This is a genomic window from Paenibacillus sp. IHBB 10380 (assembly GCF_000949425.1).
GTDB lineage: Bacteria > Bacillota > Bacilli > Paenibacillales > Paenibacillaceae > Paenibacillus_AQ.
This window is the reverse complement of sequence record NZ_CP010976.1, coordinates 3,998,169-4,017,271: the sequence shown is the minus strand read 5'-3', so window position 1 is coordinate 4,017,271 and position 19,103 is coordinate 3,998,169. Positions and strand designations below refer to the sequence as shown.

The window sequence follows — 19,103 nt, the reverse complement described above, 5'->3', positions numbered from 1 at the left end:
TGTTCGAAAGAGGGTTAGGCTGACAGGTTTACTGTCAATAATGTATAATTAGCGAATATGATTCTACGCAGACATGAGGATCATTTGTTATGCAAAGTAGATGGGGGGTTATCGTAATGGATGTACAGGTATGGATGGATTTTCTTAAGCAAAACTGGTTGATCATCATCATTGCCCTCGTTGTATTGTTTGTTGTTCTTAATGTAGTGAAAACGATGGTGAAATGGGCACTTGTTATTATTATTGTGGTGGGACTTCTCGTGTACAGTGGTGTTTCTCTGGATCAGATAAGTAATAGTGTAGCTTCTGTGAAGGATGCAACGGTCGATACCGTAAAGAAAGAAGCAATGAATGCAATGATAAAGGAAGCTCAGGATGCCAAATATACAACGAGCAGTGACGGAACTTTCGCAGTGACGACCCCAAATTTACTCTTAGAGGGTCAAGCTGGAAAAGATAAGGTGAAAGTCACGTTTAGAGGTGTTAATTTGGGGGAATGGCAAGTAACGGATACGATCAAAACGTTTATCACAGATGCTAAAAAGAGCGATACAGTGGGTAAATAGAGATGTTCTCCATCCCTACAATCGTTCATAGGGGGTTGTCTTAATGCTGTACTCTTGGGTGGAGAGTATTCAAGAGTTTAACTTGGTAACGATATTATTATTGTTAATTATCGTAGTATCGTTATTTCAGGGATGGCGTAGAGGGGCTTCTAACTCTGCTGGAAGATTTCTATCGTTGTTCCGGGATGGGTTGCTTACTTTAATTGCGCTTGCCTTATCTATTCCTTGTACATTGTGGTTATCTTCAGAGGTTCAACAGTGGTTAGCAGACTATGGAAGTAGGTTACCTAACCGAGATCTTAAGGGCTGGGAACAGATGTATTATACATTGGTAACTTCCATGGCTGATTTTCCGCTTATGAGATTTGCCGTGTTATTTATTATTGGGTATAGTATCATTCGCTTCTTGCTGCATATGTTAGTGGCCTTACTGTTCGGACGACGCTTCGCCTTGTTTGCTACAAGTAGAGGTAAACCTGCTAACATCGTTAGCCGTATTGCAGGTGCTGGGATAGGAACTTTGATTGGTGCAGCACGTTGTATCGTTGTTGTGACTGTCCTTTTTATTTATGTCACGCTGAATCCACTAAGTACCTTTAGTCAATATGTAGAGGCTTCTGCCATATATAAGGATAGTGCGAAGTCTATTCTTGAACCGTTGTCTGGTAATCTAATTAAGGACAATCTTCCAGTGTTCACCAAAGCTGTTGAGAAAGAGCTTGGAGGAATACTACAGCGTAAGTATGATATCATCGACCACAAGATTCCTGCTGACGTTGAGCAAGCAGCTGCTGAAATTGTGAAGCAAGGTGATTCAGAGGAAGAGAAAGCTCGTCTACTCTATGATTGGGTGGGCAGTAGAATAGATTATGATTATGATAAAGTCGATGATTATGAACAAAAGGGAATATGGCATGAGCAGACACCTCAGAATACATTTGATACTAAGCGTGGTGTCTGTATTGATTACTCTAGGTTATATGCTATCATGGCTAGATCACAAGGACTCAAGGTTAAGGTAGTTACTGGATTAGGTTATAATGGACAGGGTGGCTATGGACCTCATGCATGGAATGAAGTATATTTAAGTAGTAAAAATCAATGGATTCCATTAGATTCAACGTGGGCCCAAAGTGGGCAATGGTTTAATCCTCCGAAGTTTGCTGAGACGCATATTAAAGAGCAGGTACTATAGTGGTTCTTGAATAATGATCCATGAATGAGACCAACCCTTCTTGAAGAACAAGACGGATTTCCTTAGAGGAAATTCGTCTTTTTTGTCGTTATGAGATGTGAGAAATAGTTCTACATCATTACCTATAAAGGAATATTATACCATTATAGGTCTGAGGTATGATAAAATGACAGTGAATTTCTCTATATTCTTTCTTTATATTATTTAAGGAGGTGGTAGAATTCAGAACTGAAATGGGATAGATGGATGACCGCTGTTGCCCTCTGATTTCTTGATCATATACCGCTTATAGCGGTAGAAATCTGATGGCAAAGGCGAACGCTTCGCTTCTTCAGGACAATTCCGTCCTCTCCGCTGCTACTTAGATACTAATCTATTTTCCTGTAACACTGTTAGTAAGCGAATGTTAGACCAACCATTTCTTTAGGAAAGAAGGAACCGAAATATCCATTCAAATCATAGGAGAGTGTAGAAAATGAAAGTTTTTATGAAATTATTGATGGCAGGGACTATCGCATTTTCAGGAATGACAGGCTTAACTACAAATGTTTCGATTGCAGCTTCTGTGAGCGGTTTCAAGGATGTTAAAGCTAGCTTTTGGGCAGAAAGAACGATTAGAACAGCTGTAGAAAAAGGTTATGTCGATGGTTATCCAGGTGGATTCTTTAAACCTAATGCAGAAGTGACAAGAGCTGAATTTGTGAAAATGTCAGTGACTGCTTTAGGTCTAACGGTAGAGAAGGGAACAGGGAAATGGTATGAGGATTATGTGAAAACAGCCCAGGAGAATAAATTATATCTAGATAGCGATTTTAACAACAAGGAATCAGAGTGGAATAAAGCGATGACGCGCGCAGAAATGGCTAAAGTCGCGGTACGTGCTTCGGGTAAACTTGAAACAGAAGAGGATAAGTGGATGTATCTTGCTACTAAAAAGGGCCTTATTACAGGTTTGGGTGCAGGAAAGCTTGGCCTGATTGAAAAGACGACTCGGGCGCAGTCTGTGACGATTATTGAGCGTATTTTGAAAGTGAATAAAGGCGAAACATTACCCGTTGATAAGTATGCTGTTTCGAGTGCAGAAATCGCTTGGCATGGAACGAATATTTTCACCGTAATGCCAGAATTCTTCGTTGATTCAAGGAAGACTGAGAACGTAGAGGAACTTTGGAATGAAGAGAAGATGACCATTACTTCGAAAGATGGGAATTGGAAAGGACAGCTTACAGAATTAATTGCAATTGACCTCACTGATCCGAATGATCCGAACTTAAAACAAATTCCTGCAATCTCTACATTGAAATGGCAAAATGATGTCATTAGTACACAGAAGGGGATACCAGTAAGTAAGTTTATGAACAGTTATATTTTATATTATAAAACTAAAATTTTATACAACAAGGCTCCTGATAAATATTTTGATAAGCCTTTTGTTCCGTTATATTTTACTGGATTTAATTCACCCAATAGGGATCTCTTTTTTGCAGGGAGACAACTAAACACAGTCGCTTGGGTTTTTGAAAACAAACCATCGGACTCTCCTTTGTTTATTGTTCCAAAAACAGGATGGAAACAAGGTACGGACTTAAGAATTGAACTTATAACACCGTCAGTATCAAGTCACAATTATTTGTCACAAGACGTTGTAAAAGTATCAGGCCCTCAAACTAATGGATTATTCTAATAGGGGGTAATGATATGAATTTTAAATCGAGAAAATTCATGAAGGTTTTTCTGATAACTTGCTTAGTCACTTACAGTTTACAGTCACTATTTATTGAACCAATTGAAGCTGCCGAAGAAGAAATATTATGGAAAACAGCAGATATTCTATACGATAATAAACCTGATACTGAACTTAAAAAATCACATCATTCTGTGTTCTACAAAGAGAAAACGTTGAAATCCAAACCGTTCAACTTAGATGCAGGTTCTGGGAAAATTATAACAAAGATTGTTTTGAAAAAAGATGGTGAATCTTATCGGACTATAAATGTAAATTCACAGAAATATACAGATCGAATTAGTCTGGATGGACAGGGAGTACCCGTAAAATCAGCTAATAATCAAAAAAATGGATCATGGTTTGCATGGGAACGCGGAAGTCGAGATGTACACTGGAAACCCGGTGGTGGTGATAACTATACCCTTGGGAATATCACCACACCTGGTAGTGATACTGCAAATGGATTTTTGAGGGATAAGTGGCCCGGTCGATTAATTACACAACCAGTTATTTACACTCGGGAAAATCCTTATGTAAGTGTTGGTTCGGTAGATTACGGACAGTTCACCACAAAATATATCGATAATGATCCTTTAACAATTAAGGCCGCCAATCCTTTTCAAAATGGATTTAATGTTTCTATTGTCGATGCAATACAAGTAACGTCTCCCACAGGGGTTTTCGGATTTACAGATCCAACCACAATAATTAAGAATATGAAAGTGTTAGATCTTGATCAAGCAGAGATCACATTTACACAGGATCATGGTCATGAAGGTGAAAGAGTTAACTTGGGAACGCCGGGTGCAGCCATGATGTACTACTTTGCTTTTTACAGATATGATATTAAGACTTTTACGTATCGCTATCCAGACGAGTATGAAGTTTACATCAAAGACGGTGATGGAGAAAATCCTAAACCTCCCGATCCAGAAGGGATTGGAAGCTGTACGTATACAATTCAACCTCCAAGCCAAGCATCTGCACCACAGACCATCTCTATGGACCCGAAGGCAACAGGCGTGATTAAAGCAGATGATCCTAGTAATTCTCCCTATAGATTCGATGTGGGACAAGGGATACCCACCTCGGAATATCTATATGCGAATACGTTAGGACTGAACTATTTATTTCAGCACACATTCGGAAATATGGTCGGGAAGATCAAATATGATTGTAGCGTAGACCTGAAATACGTTTTGAATTGGAAAATAAAACAAGATCCTATAAAGGGGCCTGACGGAAAACCAAAACCCGTGCCAGATAAACCGATGACCCGAACAGAGCCTAAGAACTATTCATTTAGTTTCACACGCGATTATGACTATTGGAAGATCAACAATTTAGAAGTCTACAAAATTAACAGCGCAACCATGAGTAACTATGCCTTACCTAGCGGTAAGGTTACGATAAACCCAACGGGATATATACCGCCAACGCTAGAATCCAAGCATAGTGAGTCTGTAAATGATCATGTGTATCCCAAAAAAACAGGGAAGATTTCATTCTCTCCACCACCACAAGATGGAGGATATGACGAGCCTACTCCAGATGACCATTCGGATTTGTTAAAAGACATGGCTGAATCTCAGACCAAGGATGCCGATGTACAAAATGATAGGGTGAATTTTAATGGGGATGTCATCATGAGCGACGAAATGGCTATAAAAAAAGCACCCACGCCTGGAAAGATTAAAGAGTCTCCGATGATCGGTGACAACGTATTATATCTGGACAAGCAGCTCATTCGTAAAACACTTATAAACAAAGCCAATCAATCAAGCTCAGGCACGATCTTTTATGATCTCCTTGACGGTCATGTAGGGGGCAGTACTGGAAAGAATTATTCTATCAACCATATCAACACGGTAACGGTACATACACCGGTTGTAAACTACTCCTCCGTTACAGATGATAAGGAACATAACCAGAAGACGACACCTAATATGAATCGCGCAGCGTTTATTCTAGACAGACCTTTTACAGTAAGAATACCTACCGCAGGGCAGCATGTGCAATATCCTGGGTATGGGAATAGAGATTACGCGAAATACATAATGACCAAGCAGGTCTACTTTCCATTCGATGTCTATAATGCGGCGAGGACACAATTCATCCCGAAACACACATGGATCGATGTGCCCATTCATCAGTTAGATATAAGTTTCTTTCTTCCGGTGTGGGTAGATGAAGGTGATTATACGGTCTATTTCAGAACGATTGCTGAGAATGCGCCAGCCAAGCTAGATACTGAACCCGATGCGAACCGGGATCTGGTAAACCATGTTGCCACAGACACGGTGTCTGTAGAAGTTATCGGACGACTCTATGATTTTCATGTGACGGACATCGCTGATTATAACTGGGAAACGGTGTTTCGTACGAAGAAGGGAAGCAGTACACCAAGCGGCTTCTCCTACTGGGTAGGGGATAAATCAATTGATGGAGATCCCCGTGGAAATACTGCACCATATGTACTTCCGGTGGCGCAAGGAAAACATCCGAGTTCAAGCCATCAGAATGTAGCCGTCAAAACAGGTTATCATTTCAAATTTGATTTCAAAACGAAAGGCAACATGTTCCGTAACCAAGATGGGATTGTCATCACGCCAAGTTTCTATTATGTAAGTAAGGATGGAACAAGTAGACAAGCTGTAGATTTATATTATAACAGTGGCTCTAAGACCATGATTCAGCTAGGTTCCGCGCAAGATATAGAACGACGATATGTGATTCTAAATGATCGGTTACGGAATGTAGCTACAGAAGAGCTTCAGGACACAGCAAGATATCTGTACAATCACGAGGATGCAGCTCGGAAAGTAGGGACTCTAGCGCAGTTTACTCAGATATATATCGAGAAATTAAGCAAGCAAAAAACGTGGATAGGGCGCTATAATGATCTGACCTTACCAAGTAGCGTCCGTACGTTGATGGGACCGAAATACAACCTGCCTAGTAGTGTTGATCTAGAACGAGCCAATGCTTCCATCCAACACTGGTACGGGGAGTACAGTATTCCAGCCGATGTATATGCGGTAAAGAAAGGTACAAATGTAGCCGAATATGGCCGGACGCACACTTTAGATGATCACGCGCCTATATTTATGAAGCAGGGATATATTACTGTGAATTTCGATATTGAGACGTTGCAGAATGGGAATATCACGCATCCACATCTGCAATATATTCATGCCCCTCTGATGAATCAGTGGCAGATGGAAGGGTTCAGCAGAACGTATATAGACCCGAAGAAACAGCGATTCTCACTTATGGATGGAGACGTCATATTCTATCATGCGAACTTTTCGAGTCGAGATGACTTTAGATCGCAAGTCGCCCATTAACGATTGTCTTATGACACAAAAAAGAACCACGAACACCTATGAGTGTGTTCGTGGTTCTTTTGGGTTAAATAGAATATGGCTATCATATTGTGAGTTTATGACTTTAGGCTGCAGAAAGTGTAATCTTTTGACCTGGATATATCCAATGGGCATTTTTTAGGTGGTTAAGGTCACGTAATACTTGCCATGTTGTATTGTATTTCTTAGAAATGCTATAAAGTGTATCTCCTGCTTTAACCACATGGACCTTAGTGTCCTTAACTGGAGCGGGTTTCACTTCAGGTTTAGGAGTAGGAACGGGCTTAACTTCTGGCTTCGGTGTAGGTGTCACAGGTTTTGTTGGTTTAGTCTCAGGTGTGGGTTCTACGATAGCAAGTTTTCCTTCAGTGATACGATCTGCCGATTCTGTACTAATCGTTTTATTCTTTTTAATGAATTTGATCAATGCTTCATCTAACGAACCGTACATTCCGGCCTGTGTATATTTACTGAACATCGTGTATTCGTCACCACCAACAGACATGAAGTCATTCGTTGCTAGGCTGTAGGTAGCTGTTAGAACCAATGCTTTACTTCCAACCATGACAGAATGGACGCGACTACCTTGGGGTTGTGATGGATCAATTTGAAAGCTTAGACCAGACACTTGTGGGAAAGCGCCTTTTGGTTCTGGATAATCAGAGACGCCGTTCTCAAGAGCAGCTTTAAGATCAGCTCCGCTTACATTGAGGGTTACGATTTGATTACCGAACGGAAGGACTGTGATCACACCGCCTTTGGTAATTGTACCTGCATCAATGGAGGTACGGATTCCACCGCCATTCGTGATAGCGACATCAGAGCTACTAATATCACGCATAGCATCTGTAATTAGATCCCCTAAGTTCGTTTCACTTGCACGAACCTTCTCGCGAGTTCCTTCAAGCTTCACGGGTGTAGTTCCAACTTCTTCTTTCAGAAGAGGTTCTTGCTTCGCTAAGATGGAGTCTACCAAGGTGGCGATCTTCGCATTTGGCTTCACGTTTACAGCTTCTTTTTCATCAATGAGCGTAGCTGTCTTCTTCGTCACCTTACCACTATCCACCCATAAATCAACAACACCTAAATGTTCTGTATATTCACCCGTACTTGCGATGAGCGTATTATTGTCTGAGAGCAAGCCGTTTTCCAGTACAGTGTGACTGTGTCCGTCAATGAATACATCAATACCAGGAACTTCTTTTACTACTTTGAAGCTGGTATCTGTGCTGGATTCATCTTGTCCAAGGTGACCTATAACGACAATCACGTCGACCTTATCACGTAGCTCATCAACGAATACCTTAGCCTCAGCTGAAGGGTCTGTGAATTTCAAGCCCTCTACATTTTTGGGATTTGTCTTATATGCTGTTTCTGGAGTGGTCAGCGCAATAATGCCCACTTTCACACCATCGACTTCTTTAATTAAATAGGGATCAAAAAGACGACTACCGTCTTTCTTTTTGATGTTAGCGCTGAGCACAGGGAACCCCATGATTTTAGATAGTTCTACTAGTCTTTGATATCCATAATTGAATTCGTGATTACCTGGGACCATCGCTTGATATCCCATTTCTTTCATTACAGTGGCAACGCTTTCACCCTCTACTAAAGTAGCAAAGGTTGTACCGTGAACAGCATCACCTGCATCTAATAAGAGTGTATTCGGATTCTTACTGCGGTAACTATCTATAATTCCTGCGAGCTTTGCAAAACCCAGAGCGGGGGAAGCCTCTACTGCCCGAGCGTGCATGTCATTCGTATGTAGGATTGTAATGTGCTTACCTGTAGGTTGTGTATCAGTAGTAGTTGTAGTACCGTTTGCAGCAACTGTTCCAACTGAACCGATTAGCAAACTGAGGGTAAGAGTTAGTGATGTTAGCCATTTTTTTGTATTCATGTAATAAAGTATCCTCCTAGAATAAATTTGATATTTGAAATGAATATATAAGAGCAGCCTCCATTTCTATTAAAGTATTCAACATGAAGTGATAGTTTGTGGAAATATGTAATGAATACCTACATATTATATATAATTATATAGTGACAATGGGGAAAAGTAAAAATAATCCTGTGATATTTCATTGTTTAATAGTATATCTATCATTTGATATGTGAGTTTACATAGAATTAATATTTAATGTTATTTAATGTAATGTATTAGGTTAAAGGGGGTTCTAAGGTTGCTTTCATTGTTCGTTCGATCTTTGATTCATCATCTTGATGTTACTCTCTATGGCCGCACAAAAAAAGTGCTGTCCCATAAGGTCAGTAATGACCTTAGGGACAGCCTCTTAGACAAGCTCGTATTTATTTTTTCAATGAAACAGTGAACTTGGAGCCAACTTCACCTGCAAATACGACTCTACCGTTTTCTGGTAATAAGACCTGGTTCTTACCGGTGACCACGGTGTGGTTAATACAAATACCTGCTTGATCATATACTGCAAAGGAGCTATTCGAAGGCATTTTAACTGTCATAACCTTTCCTTTGGCAGCCGCAGGCACTGAAAACCATTTGGCATAGCCGTCCGCTTGGATCGTTGTTGAAGATTGTGTACCCGTATGGAGTGGTTTTACAAGTTCCTCACTAGCGTATACGTTACCTCCTAACGTAACATACTCCAATCCATTCTTCTGGAAGAAATTGATTTCCTTCGTGTCACGACCAGCCATGCCAGGGATTTGCAGTTGATTCACCGCTTCGTTTGCTCCAGTAATTTTATGATTCGAGACATAGCCTGGAACCTCTTTAAGGAAATGAATAGTTATGATTGGTGTAACATTGAGATAGAACGTTGATGTATATTTCTCATTCATCAAGTAGTATTTTTTGCCTTCACGCTTTTCCCATGAGGTGCTAATCTCCTGAGATAATTCACTCACTTCAAGCTTCTCTGCATTATATTCTGAGAAAGCTAACTGTCCAAGCCCCGGTACGGATATATATGAACGGGACCACAAGTAGGTGCGCCCATTCTTCTCCACAACGAATTTCAACTTTTCTGTGCCTTCATCGTTCACAAAAGAACCATCAGCCGTATACGTATACTTTTGATTAGGCTTGTTAGGAGCTGTAAGTGTGGTTACAGACAATTGTTCGGCAGCATTCAGTTCTACCTTCATTAGCTTACCTGAACCACCACTATAAATACCTGCATACTGGGATATTTCCTTCGGTATATCTGCCTTTAAAGGCACACCATATGATTTTTCCGGCTTCCGTTCTATAATAATATTCTTCTCCTGAAGTGCACGGAGCAGCAGTTCACTCGCAATGAATTGATTTTTTGCGCTTGAACCACCTGAAGAGGTAACCGCTGCAGCCATGTTGTATTCCGGGAGCACCACTAATGATGAATGATACGATATGGTATCTCCCCCCTTTGTAACCGCCTTGATGCCGTATTCGTTAAATGGGAACAAGTTCACACTATCCCACCCTAATCCGAAAGAGATAGACGTATCGCTATCCTCTGACCACATGCCTCTTTTATATTCTTCTTGTGCCATAGCTTCTACTGACTTACTAGAAAGAATGCCCTCGACCTGTCCCGTGAAGATTTGCGAGAATTTGGCGAGATCTTCAGCTGTGGAGTAGATGCCTCCACTAGCAATGATGTTATAATTTTCTTTTGGAAGTTGTCCCTCATACAAAGGGGAATAAATCCCCGCCATTTTCGCTGGATCCAAAAGATCCTGCGGTGTTTTCGTATGGTCCATACCCAGAGGCGCAGTAAAATATTTGTGAATAAATGCAGTAAAGCCCATGCCGCTAACTCTCTCGACCAGAATCTCAGCTAGCGTAAAACCATCGTTACAATATACTGAGTATGCTCCTGGATCTGCCTTCAAGTTTTGAATCGCCAATTGCTCTAAAAAAGTATCATGTGAGTAAGTATCATTATCTCCATACAATGTTGCATTATTGCTTGAGGTGCCTAGAAGACCGGAGGAATGATTCAGCAGCATGCGCGGTGTAATCTGTGGGTAGCGGTTGTCTTTCATCTTAAAATCAGGTAAATAGTTCACAACAGGCAGATCCAAATCAATCTTTCCTTCGTCAACAAGCTTCATAACAGCGGCTGTAAGCACCATTTTGCTGGTTGATCCTATGCCATAGATCGTATCAGACGTTAGAGGTACCTTGTCGTTTATATCATTCTTGCCTGCTTGACCGGAGACCACAATCTCTCCACCATCGATGAGCGCATATTGCAGACTCGTAGTACCGTAAGTTTCTGTTAGTATCTTGGCTTTCTCAGCAACTATTTTCTTTGTTGCATCATAAGTAAGAGTGCTGTTACTCGTAGCCGGAGCGGCCATCGCAGACATTGGAGCCAGCATGGTTAATACTAGGGTTAACGCGGCGATTGAAGTCCGTTTTCTCCCTGTTTTTGTGCCCATCCTCATTTTCATTACCTCACTTCGTTTCACGCGCATCTTCTCCTGTCCTCATTGGTTTAATGGCTACTTTAAACTAGCCATTAAACATAGCTTATACGACGAAGATGTACTCCCTATGACGACAGTATGAACGGAGTATGAACAAGCAAAAAAATGCTACGGCGACACATGCAAAGAAGCTTGCACATGATGCCGTAGCATGGAGAATACGGGTAACAACGTTTAGACAATCCGAATGGACAGTTGAAGGCATCGTTACATCCAACCCCGAATTCACTCTACTCAGTCGTACATTATCAGTCGAGGTCTCCCGGTTCTATAAATTTCACCTCTGGGTACATGTCATTTGGCCCCTGAATCAGATTTCCATCCGTTCCTTTCAGTTGTTTGTTAAAGAAATCGAGTACATATTGGTTTACGATGCGTGATCCTCTTTTACCATTTATATCTCCTGTTATTCCCGTGAGTTTAATCAACTCCGAATAGAATTGAAGGTCCGTGAAATTGAAGTGTTGTGTTCCTTCTACATAAATCACATTTCCCCCATGTTCGATAACATTTTTCATAATGTGCAGCTCATCTGAAAGAAATTTATTCACTTCATTATCCGAATTTCTATCATTTTCAAAATTGACTAACCAGTCTTTAAAACTTCCCGATCTCATGAACATAAACGGCTTGTTTATATCCTCTCTATTTTCCACTTCATATAGTGACCCGTCCATATTGACCCCGGCCTTGATTCTCTGATCTAAATAAGTTGCATTAAACGCGGTTGCACCCCCAAAAGAATGCCCCATCGCGCCTATGTTATTTAAATCGATCTTCCCTTTAAATTGACTTTCGATTGCACCTGAATTCAGCTTTTCGATTTGATCGATTACAAACTCCACGTCTTTCGTCCATATATTACCTGTTTTTGTACGATCATCTAGTGTAGTCGTATTTTTTTTATAATCCGTTACACGTCCATCCGGGAAAAGGGTAGCAAAGGTGCTATACGTATGATCGATGGTGACCACGATAAACCCATGACTGGCCAGATTCTCTGCCTGTGATGCATGTAGAACTCTACTGGTTCCCATGCCATGAGATAGCAGTACCAAGGGATAAGGACTTGTAGAAGGCAATATTTCTACATTTTCATAAGAGTTGGTTCTATTATACTTCCAGTAATCGAGCACAAAGTCAGGCAGCTTTAAAGAAGCAGAGAAGCTCTGAATATACTTTTTGAACATTTCTTTATCATTTGGAAAAAGAGTTTCACGCTTGTTGTTATTTCTATTTTCAGTAGGGTACCAGACTTGAACCATTAACTCCCTCTTATCGCTTTGATCTTCAGTTAAGACTTCATCTCTGTTTTGATCCGTAAAATGAAATGTTTGAGTACCCACTTTCTCTGGGCCATCAAGCTTCGGCAAATCAAAAACAGGTAAGTATACAGACAAGACGGTAGAACCAATTAGCAGAATGACGATTAGGGAAGATAAACTATATTTCAACAACTTCCCTATTTTTAGATTCACCATCTTTTCGGAATGCCTGAATGAAACGATGAGTATGAATAAAGCCGTCATGATATATACCAAAAGCAACTGCCATCTGTATCCCTCAACCAACAACTGAACTACCAATATAACGCTACTTCCTGTACATAGAGCCACTCCTGTTTTCTTTGTGCTTCTTTTAATAAACAATAGATTTACGAGTAAAGCGAAACAGGATAGAACTAAAAGTATCTCAAAAAATCTCATTTATATCCCTCTCTTTCATCAATAGACCCTAATTCAAGCATGAGCGGTTGAAACCTGGGAAATAAAGTATGCGGCAGGACACCGGCTGAATTGGACAAACTGTGGAAAACCGTCCCACAGGACGGCTTTTCATTTTCATTAATGCACATCTGTGAAATCACGAGTAGACTTTTACAGGATATTTACTTCGCTTCGTTCATGAATGCTCTAATATCTTCAGCTATTTCTTTAAATAACGTATGGTGTAAATAATGTTCGCCATCCATAGTTATTACTTTTCCATGTACCGAGTCTTTGATCTGTCCTTCGTGCAAAGGTATCCATCCTTTTACACCTTCATTATTCGCTTGAATAAGGAGAAGAAGTGGAAGATCTTTAGGGAAGGTTAAACCTTGAGCCCCTTTAAAATTGGAAGAAATATGGTCCATCTCATTTAACATCGTGGAACTATTTGAGTTTCTATTCGATAGCATTTTCATCTGCTCTACAGTTTGATCATCAAATGGGAGTCCAGCATAAGGGTCACCACCAAATTTGACCACTAATCTTTGGAGACCAGATTTTTTAAGAAATCCGAACATTTTTGTAGGTAATTTGGCATCCATACCCGGTTGTGTTGGAACACTGCTGTCAATTCCGACGAATGCAGTTACCTCATCCGGATATTTGTTCACATAATCAATGCCGTAAATGCCTGCAATGGAGTGGCCCATGAGCATGTATTGGTTAATGTTAAGCTGCTGTAGAGCTTCATGAACTTCACTTACGATATTCTCTGCGGTTCGTTCTTTTTCAGTTCCATCACTTAATCCATAACCGAATGGCTCAACCGCCACAACTTTGTAATATGGAGATAGCTCATCGATGAGCATCTTAAAATCAAGCGCTGGTGCAGCTGTTCCATAACCTGGAAGAAGCACGATCGTTTCCTTGCCTTCGCCTTGAATTAACACATTCATATTCTTCCCGTCTACTGATACGTGCTGACCGTAAGGCTCTATCTTTTTCGCCTCTGAGTTGTTACTGATCACATTCGTGATATAAACAATACCTAGAAACAGAACAATGGCAATTACGATTGCTCCTAGTATTTTAAGTATAATGTTTCGTACTTTCTTGGCCCTCGATCCATTCTTCGCTTTCTTTTCCTCTGGTTGTGTCACTCTCATCTTCTCCTGTCTTGATCTGTTTGTTGGGCTGCCTTAACGAGCCGTTAAGGAAAGCATATATGACGAAGATGAACTCACTGTGACGACAATATGAACGGAGTATGAACAAGCAAAAAAATGCTACGACGTCACATGCAAGGAAGCTTGCACATAATGCCGTAGCATGGAGAATACGGGACAACGTTTAGACAATCCAAATGATACAACTTTTCTTATTTAATTCCTTCCATATATGCCCTGAAGTTTTCAGCGATTTCTTTGAATTGGGTATGGTGTAAATAATGTGATCCATCCATGGTTATTACTTTTCCATGTACCGAGTCTTTAATCTGCTCTTCATGCAGAGGTATCCATCCTTCTACACCTTCATTATTCGCTTGTACAAAGAGAAGAAGTGGAAGGTTTTTAGGAAAGGTTAAATCGTGAGCCCCTTTAAAATTAGAATAAATATGATCCATCTCATTCAAGGTCGTGGGATTATACATGTTTTTATTCGAAATGATTTTCATTTGCTCTACCGTTTGATCATCAAATGCGAGTCCATCATATGGATCAGCACTTACTTTCATCATTAATCTTAAGAGACCTGAATTTCTGAGAAGTGCAAACGTTTTTAATGGGAATTTAGCATCCGTAATACTCGGTTGTGTTGGAACACTGCTATCGATTCCGATAAATGCAGTTACCTCATCTGGATACTTGTTCACATAATCAACTCCGTATATGCCTGCAATGGAGTGGCCCATAAGCATGTATCGGTTAATATTGAGCTGCTGAAGAGCTTCGTGAACTTCACTTACGATATTCTCCGCAGTTCGTTCTTTTTCCGTTTCATCACTCAATCCATAACCGAATGGCTCAACTGCGACAACTTTGTAAAATGGAGATAATTCATCGATAAGCAGCTTGAAATCAAGCGCTGGTGTAGCTGTTCCATAACCAGGCAGAAGCACGATCGTTTCCTTGCCTTCGCCTTGAATTAACACATTCATATTTTTCCCGTCTACAGATACGTGCTGGCCGTAAGACTCTATTCGTTTCGCCTCCGAATTACTACTGATCACATTCGTGATATAAACAATACCTAGAAAAAGAACAATGGCGATAACGATTGCTCCTATAATTTTAAGTAAAATGTTTCGCACTTTCTTTATCTTCGATCTATTCCTCGTTTTCTTTTCCTCTGGTTGTGTCACTGTCATCTTCTCCTGTCTTGAACTGTTTGTTGGGTTTTCTTCATTGCTGCTAATGAAATCTTAACCAATGAAAATGTACTCCCCGTGACGTCAATATGAACTGAATATGAACAAGCAAATATATTAATAAATACTGTGGCGTCATTGGCGGATAAATTGGCGTGAACAATTTATTGGTTTTCCTTCATAAAACCCCTGAATCCTTCAGCAATTTCTTTGGAATGGGAACGATACAAATAATGATCTGCTTCCAGCAGCACCACTTCACCATGTACAGAATCCTTTATTAGCTTCTCGTGCTCGGGAATCCATCTGTCCGTTGCCGGGTGATTCGCTTGGATAAAGAAAATGACAGGTAGATTTGGAGGGAAAGTTAGCTGTTCAGCTGCTTTAAAGTTGGAATACATATGTTCAATTTCATTTAATAGGTTGGGATTATACATGTTTTTGTGCATAAGAATTCTGATTTGTTCTATTGTTTGATCATCATAGGGTAGTTCAGCATATACGTCGGTATCCGGTTTCATTAGCAATCTGGAGAAACCTGATTTTTTGAGTAGTTTAACAGTCTCTATTTCTGAAGATGAAAACCTCTTCTCGCTTAGCGTTGGAACACTGCTATCGAGCCCGACAAATGCACTCACTTCGTTGGGATACTTGTTCACATAATCGAGTCCGTAAATCCCTGAAATGGAGTGGCCCATTAGAATATAACGATCAATATGAAGACCCTGCAGCGCTTCATGAATTTCACTCACAATATTCTCTGTGCTTCGTTCCTTGTCAGTTAGATCACTTAATCCATAACCAAAAGGTTCAACTACGACGACGTTGTAAAATGGTGATAGCTCTTCTATTAGCGGCCTAAAATCAAGAGCAGGTGCTGCTGTTCCAAAACCAGGTAGGAGCACGACGGTTTCTTCGCCTTTTCCTTGAATGGTAACATTCATATTTTTCCCATCGACGGTTACAGACTGACCATAGGATTCTATTTTACCTTGCTCCGATTTGTTGCAGATCACATTCACGATAAAAACAATGGCTAGAAAAAGCACAATTGCTATAATTATTGTTCCTATTATTTTAAGCAAAATGTTTCGTACTTTATTTGTTCTCGTTCCATTCCTCGTTTTCATTTCCTCTTGTTGTGTCACGCTCATCTTCTCCTGACCTCATCTGTTTATTTGGCTGCCTTAACGAGCCGTTAAGGAAAGCATATACGACGAAGATGAATTCACTGTGACGACAATATGAATGGAGTATGAACAAGCAAAAAAATGCTACGACGTCACATGCAAGGAAGTTTGCACATAATGCCGTAGCATGGAGAATATGGGACAGCGTTTAGACAATCCGAATTATACAATAGGAATCTAATTACGCTGTCGGCGTTGTGATTGGCAAGGTGACAATGAAGGTCGTTCCTTGGCCGGGCTCACTTTCCACTCGGATGTCACCTTGATGAAGCGATACGATCTGTTTAACGATGGCGAGTCCCATACCACTACCGTCATACTTACGACTGTGGGAACGATCGGCCTTAAAAAACCGCTCGAATATACGCTTCTGGTCCTCGAGGGAAATACCGACGCCAGTGTCGGATATTCGGACTGTCACGTTCTTGATATCTTGTTTGATGCTTACGTTAATCACACCGCCATCCTCGGAAAATTTGATGCTATTGCCGAGGATATTCGTCCATATCTGATTTAACTGGTCATGATCAGCCGTTACTTTAACGGTCTGTAAATCAAGCTCGAAATGTATGTTGCGAGCAGACCATTGCGGCTGGAGAGCCACGATGACCCGTCGGATTTGTTCATCAAGACTGAGCGTGACGAGCCGCAGTTGCTGTGACTGCGATTCAAGCAAACTCAGCTTTAGCAGGCTATCGCTCATCTTGGACATCCGCTTCGCTTCAGCGATAATAATATCAAGATAACGGCTTCGTTCGTGATCTGCGAGGTCTACTTGCTTGAGTGCTAGAGCATAACCGGATATCGAGGTGAGCGGAGACTGAACCTCGTGCGACACGTTCGTTACGAATTCCCTGCGCATCTGCTCAAGTTGCTGCAGATCGTGCATCATTTCTTCAAAGCTGCGAGCCAAAGTACCCAGCTCACTCGTTTGCTTAATATTCAGCTTGACGTTGAAATCTCCAGCTGCTATACGCTTGGTCGCTTTTGTCAGCTTTTTGATCGGTCTTACCAGAAATACAGAGGCAACTAGAATCAATAAGCTTCCTGCAATCAACGAACAGGTTGCAAAGATCAATCCCCATTTTGCGACAAAAGTGGCAGAAGGGGGGGAGAGAGTTTCCAAAAACATCGCTTTCGTTCCCATTTCCGTTTTCAACGGCAACCCTAAGAGGACCGTAGCAATACCATTCGGAGCGTCTTGAACAACTCCTCCATCTAATACTTTCTTTAGTTGCTCCATCGTCACAGTGGCAGTTTTGTGTCCGTTAAGTTTTCCGTAAGACTGGAACTGACCCGTTGCTTCGTAAATTCGAATATAATAGGAATCGAGCTGCTTCATTCCACTTACGAACGAGTCCGCTTCACGTAACGGAAGGGTCTTGTAAATCCGGACGATGTCTTGACCAAAGTTACGTAAGTTGATTTGAGCGTTTTCGTTCAATTTTTCTTCAAATATCCAAGTTGACACAAAAAAAGAAATAATCGTGCCCCCGATGACGGAGACTAGAAATGTCAGGACAACACGTATATATAAGGATCTGATCATTCGTATACCTCAACGCGGTACCCAAGCCCACGCACCGTCTCGATACGAAAATCGGGTGTCGTCGCGAACCGTTCACGCAGGCGTTTAATATGTACGTCTACTGTTCGATCATCTCCGGCGTAATCGATCCCCCAAATTTGATCGATCAACTGCTCGCGCGTATAGACTTGTCCGGGGGTTCCAGCGAGCTTATACAGCAATTCGAACTCCTTGAGCGGCAACGTGAACGACTCTGTCCCTCTCATCACCTTATAGGTCTGCCGATCAAGGATGACGTTGCCGAACTGGATCGTCTGCGTGGAGCCAATCCGGTATCGTTTCAGTAATGCCCTAACACGAGCCGTCAACTCCAACGGATCGAATGGTTTCGTCAAATAATCGTCCGTCCCAAGTTCGAAACCTTTCACTTTCTCCCATGTTTCTCCTCTAGCCGTCAGCATGAGCAGCGGAAGATCAGGGTTGGCCCTGCGAAGCTCCTTGCACAACGTCCATCCATCCATAACTGGCATCATAATATCAAGTATGACCAAATCGACAGGCGTCGAGGCATAGACGGTCAGTGCTTCCTTGCCGTCTGCGGCTTCGGCTGTTACGAATCCGTCGTTGCGTAGAAACAAACAGACAAGTTCGCGAATGTTCGCATCGTCATCAGCAACCAGTATAGTAGGCATCCGTTCCCTCTTTTCCATCTCATATAGTTGTAACCATTATACTATAAATAATTTGAAACAAAGAATAACGTGGATAGATAGAACAGAAAAAGACTACATGCCATAAACAAAAATAGTCCGTAAATTACACGGACTTATTTTGAAAGTTGAAATATTTATTCTCCTAAGCAGTTGTTCACCGTTAGTTTGCATTCATTTTACCTCTCTAACATAAAAGCCGCCGTAGGCGTTGTATACTTATTTCGTTTATAATAGAGCATAATCATAAAGAGATAGATAAAATTTTGGATATGCAGTTAGGAGAGAATG

12 protein-coding genes are annotated in these 19,103 nt (G+C 41.1%); 4 read left to right on the top strand and 8 right to left on the bottom strand.

Annotated elements, in window-relative coordinates; translation table 11 throughout:
• The first annotated feature begins 89 nt into the window (after positions 1-89).
• The 4 genes from UB51_RS18120 to UB51_RS18105 all read left to right on the top strand — a co-directional run bounded on the left by UB51_RS18120 (position 90) and on the right by UB51_RS18105 (position 6,834).
• Positions 90-566, top strand: a complete 477-nt coding sequence (locus UB51_RS18120) for a hypothetical protein (protein WP_324607720.1) — start codon at positions 90-92, stop codon at positions 564-566.
• A 43-nt stretch (positions 567-609) separates the two neighbouring features.
• Positions 610-1,761 (top strand): transglutaminase domain-containing protein, encoded by a 1,152-nt coding sequence (locus UB51_RS18115; protein ID WP_044878505.1) that lies wholly within the window; start codon positions 610-612, stop codon positions 1,759-1,761.
• 475 nt (positions 1,762-2,236) lie between these two features.
• Entirely contained in the window at positions 2,237-3,445 is a 1,209-nt protein-coding gene (locus UB51_RS26590) for an S-layer homology domain-containing protein (RefSeq protein ID WP_052676001.1), read from the top strand.
• A gap of 14 nt (positions 3,446-3,459) precedes the next feature.
• Positions 3,460-6,834 (top strand): DUF5704 domain-containing protein, encoded by a 3,375-nt coding sequence (locus tag UB51_RS18105; RefSeq protein WP_052676000.1) that lies wholly within the window; start codon positions 3,460-3,462, stop codon positions 6,832-6,834.
• 103 nt (positions 6,835-6,937) lie between these two features.
• On the opposite strand, the gene UB51_RS18100 is transcribed toward UB51_RS18105, so the two are convergent.
• The 8 genes from UB51_RS18100 to UB51_RS18065 all read right to left on the bottom strand — a co-directional run bounded on the left by UB51_RS18100 (position 6,938) and on the right by UB51_RS18065 (position 18,794).
• Positions 6,938-8,752 (bottom strand): 5'-nucleotidase C-terminal domain-containing protein, encoded by a 1,815-nt coding sequence (locus UB51_RS18100; RefSeq protein ID WP_044878504.1) that lies wholly within the window; start codon positions 8,750-8,752, stop codon positions 6,938-6,940.
• Positions 8,753-9,162: 410 nt separating this feature from the next.
• Entirely contained in the window at positions 9,163-11,295 is a 2,133-nt protein-coding gene (locus UB51_RS18095; protein ID WP_234405469.1) for a serine hydrolase domain-containing protein, read from the bottom strand.
• 260 nt (positions 11,296-11,555) lie between these two features.
• Positions 11,556-13,013 (bottom strand): alpha/beta hydrolase family protein, encoded by a 1,458-nt coding sequence (locus UB51_RS18090; protein WP_044878503.1) that lies wholly within the window; start codon positions 13,011-13,013, stop codon positions 11,556-11,558.
• Positions 13,014-13,195: 182 nt separating this feature from the next.
• A complete protein-coding gene (locus UB51_RS18085; protein ID WP_044878502.1) occupies positions 13,196-14,176 on the bottom strand; it encodes an alpha/beta hydrolase in 981 nt (326 codons plus the stop codon).
• Positions 14,177-14,394: 218 nt separating this feature from the next.
• A complete protein-coding gene (locus UB51_RS18080) occupies positions 14,395-15,378 on the bottom strand; it encodes an alpha/beta hydrolase (protein WP_044878501.1) in 984 nt (327 codons plus the stop codon).
• Between the two features lie 170 nt (positions 15,379-15,548).
• Positions 15,549-16,538, bottom strand: coding sequence for an alpha/beta hydrolase (locus UB51_RS18075; protein ID WP_082063185.1), 990 nt, complete (start codon positions 16,536-16,538; stop codon positions 15,549-15,551).
• A 217-nt stretch (positions 16,539-16,755) separates the two neighbouring features.
• Positions 16,756-18,123 (bottom strand): sensor histidine kinase, encoded by a 1,368-nt coding sequence (locus tag UB51_RS18070; protein ID WP_044878500.1) that lies wholly within the window; start codon positions 18,121-18,123, stop codon positions 16,756-16,758.
• Positions 18,120-18,794 carry a response regulator transcription factor gene (locus UB51_RS18065; protein WP_044878499.1) on the bottom strand — a complete coding sequence of 225 codons (675 nt, stop codon included), beginning with the start codon at positions 18,792-18,794 and terminating at the stop codon, positions 18,120-18,122. Before UB51_RS18065 ends, UB51_RS18070 begins: the two co-directional genes overlap by 4 nt.
• Positions 18,795-19,103: the final 309 nt, after the last annotated feature.

Bases quoted from the DNA above. Each gene is read 5' to 3' on its own strand.
- UB51_RS18105 (WP_052676000.1), top strand. From the start codon at position 3,460: ATGAATTTTAAATCGAGAAAATTCATGAAGGTTTTTCTGATAACTTGC.
- UB51_RS18065 (WP_044878499.1), bottom strand. From the start codon at position 18,794: ATGCCTACTATACTGGTTGCTGATGACGATGCGAACATTCGCGAACTT.
- UB51_RS18120 (WP_324607720.1), top strand. From the start codon at position 90: ATGCAAAGTAGATGGGGGGTTATCGTAATGGATGTACAGGTATGGATG.
- UB51_RS18070 (WP_044878500.1), bottom strand. From the start codon at position 18,123: ATGATCAGATCCTTATATATACGTGTTGTCCTGACATTTCTAGTCTCC.
- UB51_RS18100 (WP_044878504.1), bottom strand. From the start codon at position 8,752: ATGAATACAAAAAAATGGCTAACATCACTAACTCTTACCCTCAGTTTG.
- UB51_RS18090 (WP_044878503.1), bottom strand. From the start codon at position 13,013: ATGAGATTTTTTGAGATACTTTTAGTTCTATCCTGTTTCGCTTTACTC.
- UB51_RS18115 (WP_044878505.1), top strand. From the start codon at position 610: ATGCTGTACTCTTGGGTGGAGAGTATTCAAGAGTTTAACTTGGTAACG.
- UB51_RS18075 (WP_082063185.1), bottom strand. From the start codon at position 16,538: ATGAGCGTGACACAACAAGAGGAAATGAAAACGAGGAATGGAACGAGA.
- UB51_RS26590 (WP_052676001.1), top strand. From the start codon at position 2,237: ATGAAAGTTTTTATGAAATTATTGATGGCAGGGACTATCGCATTTTCA.
- UB51_RS18095 (WP_234405469.1), bottom strand. From the start codon at position 11,295: ATGCGCGTGAAACGAAGTGAGGTAATGAAAATGAGGATGGGCACAAAA.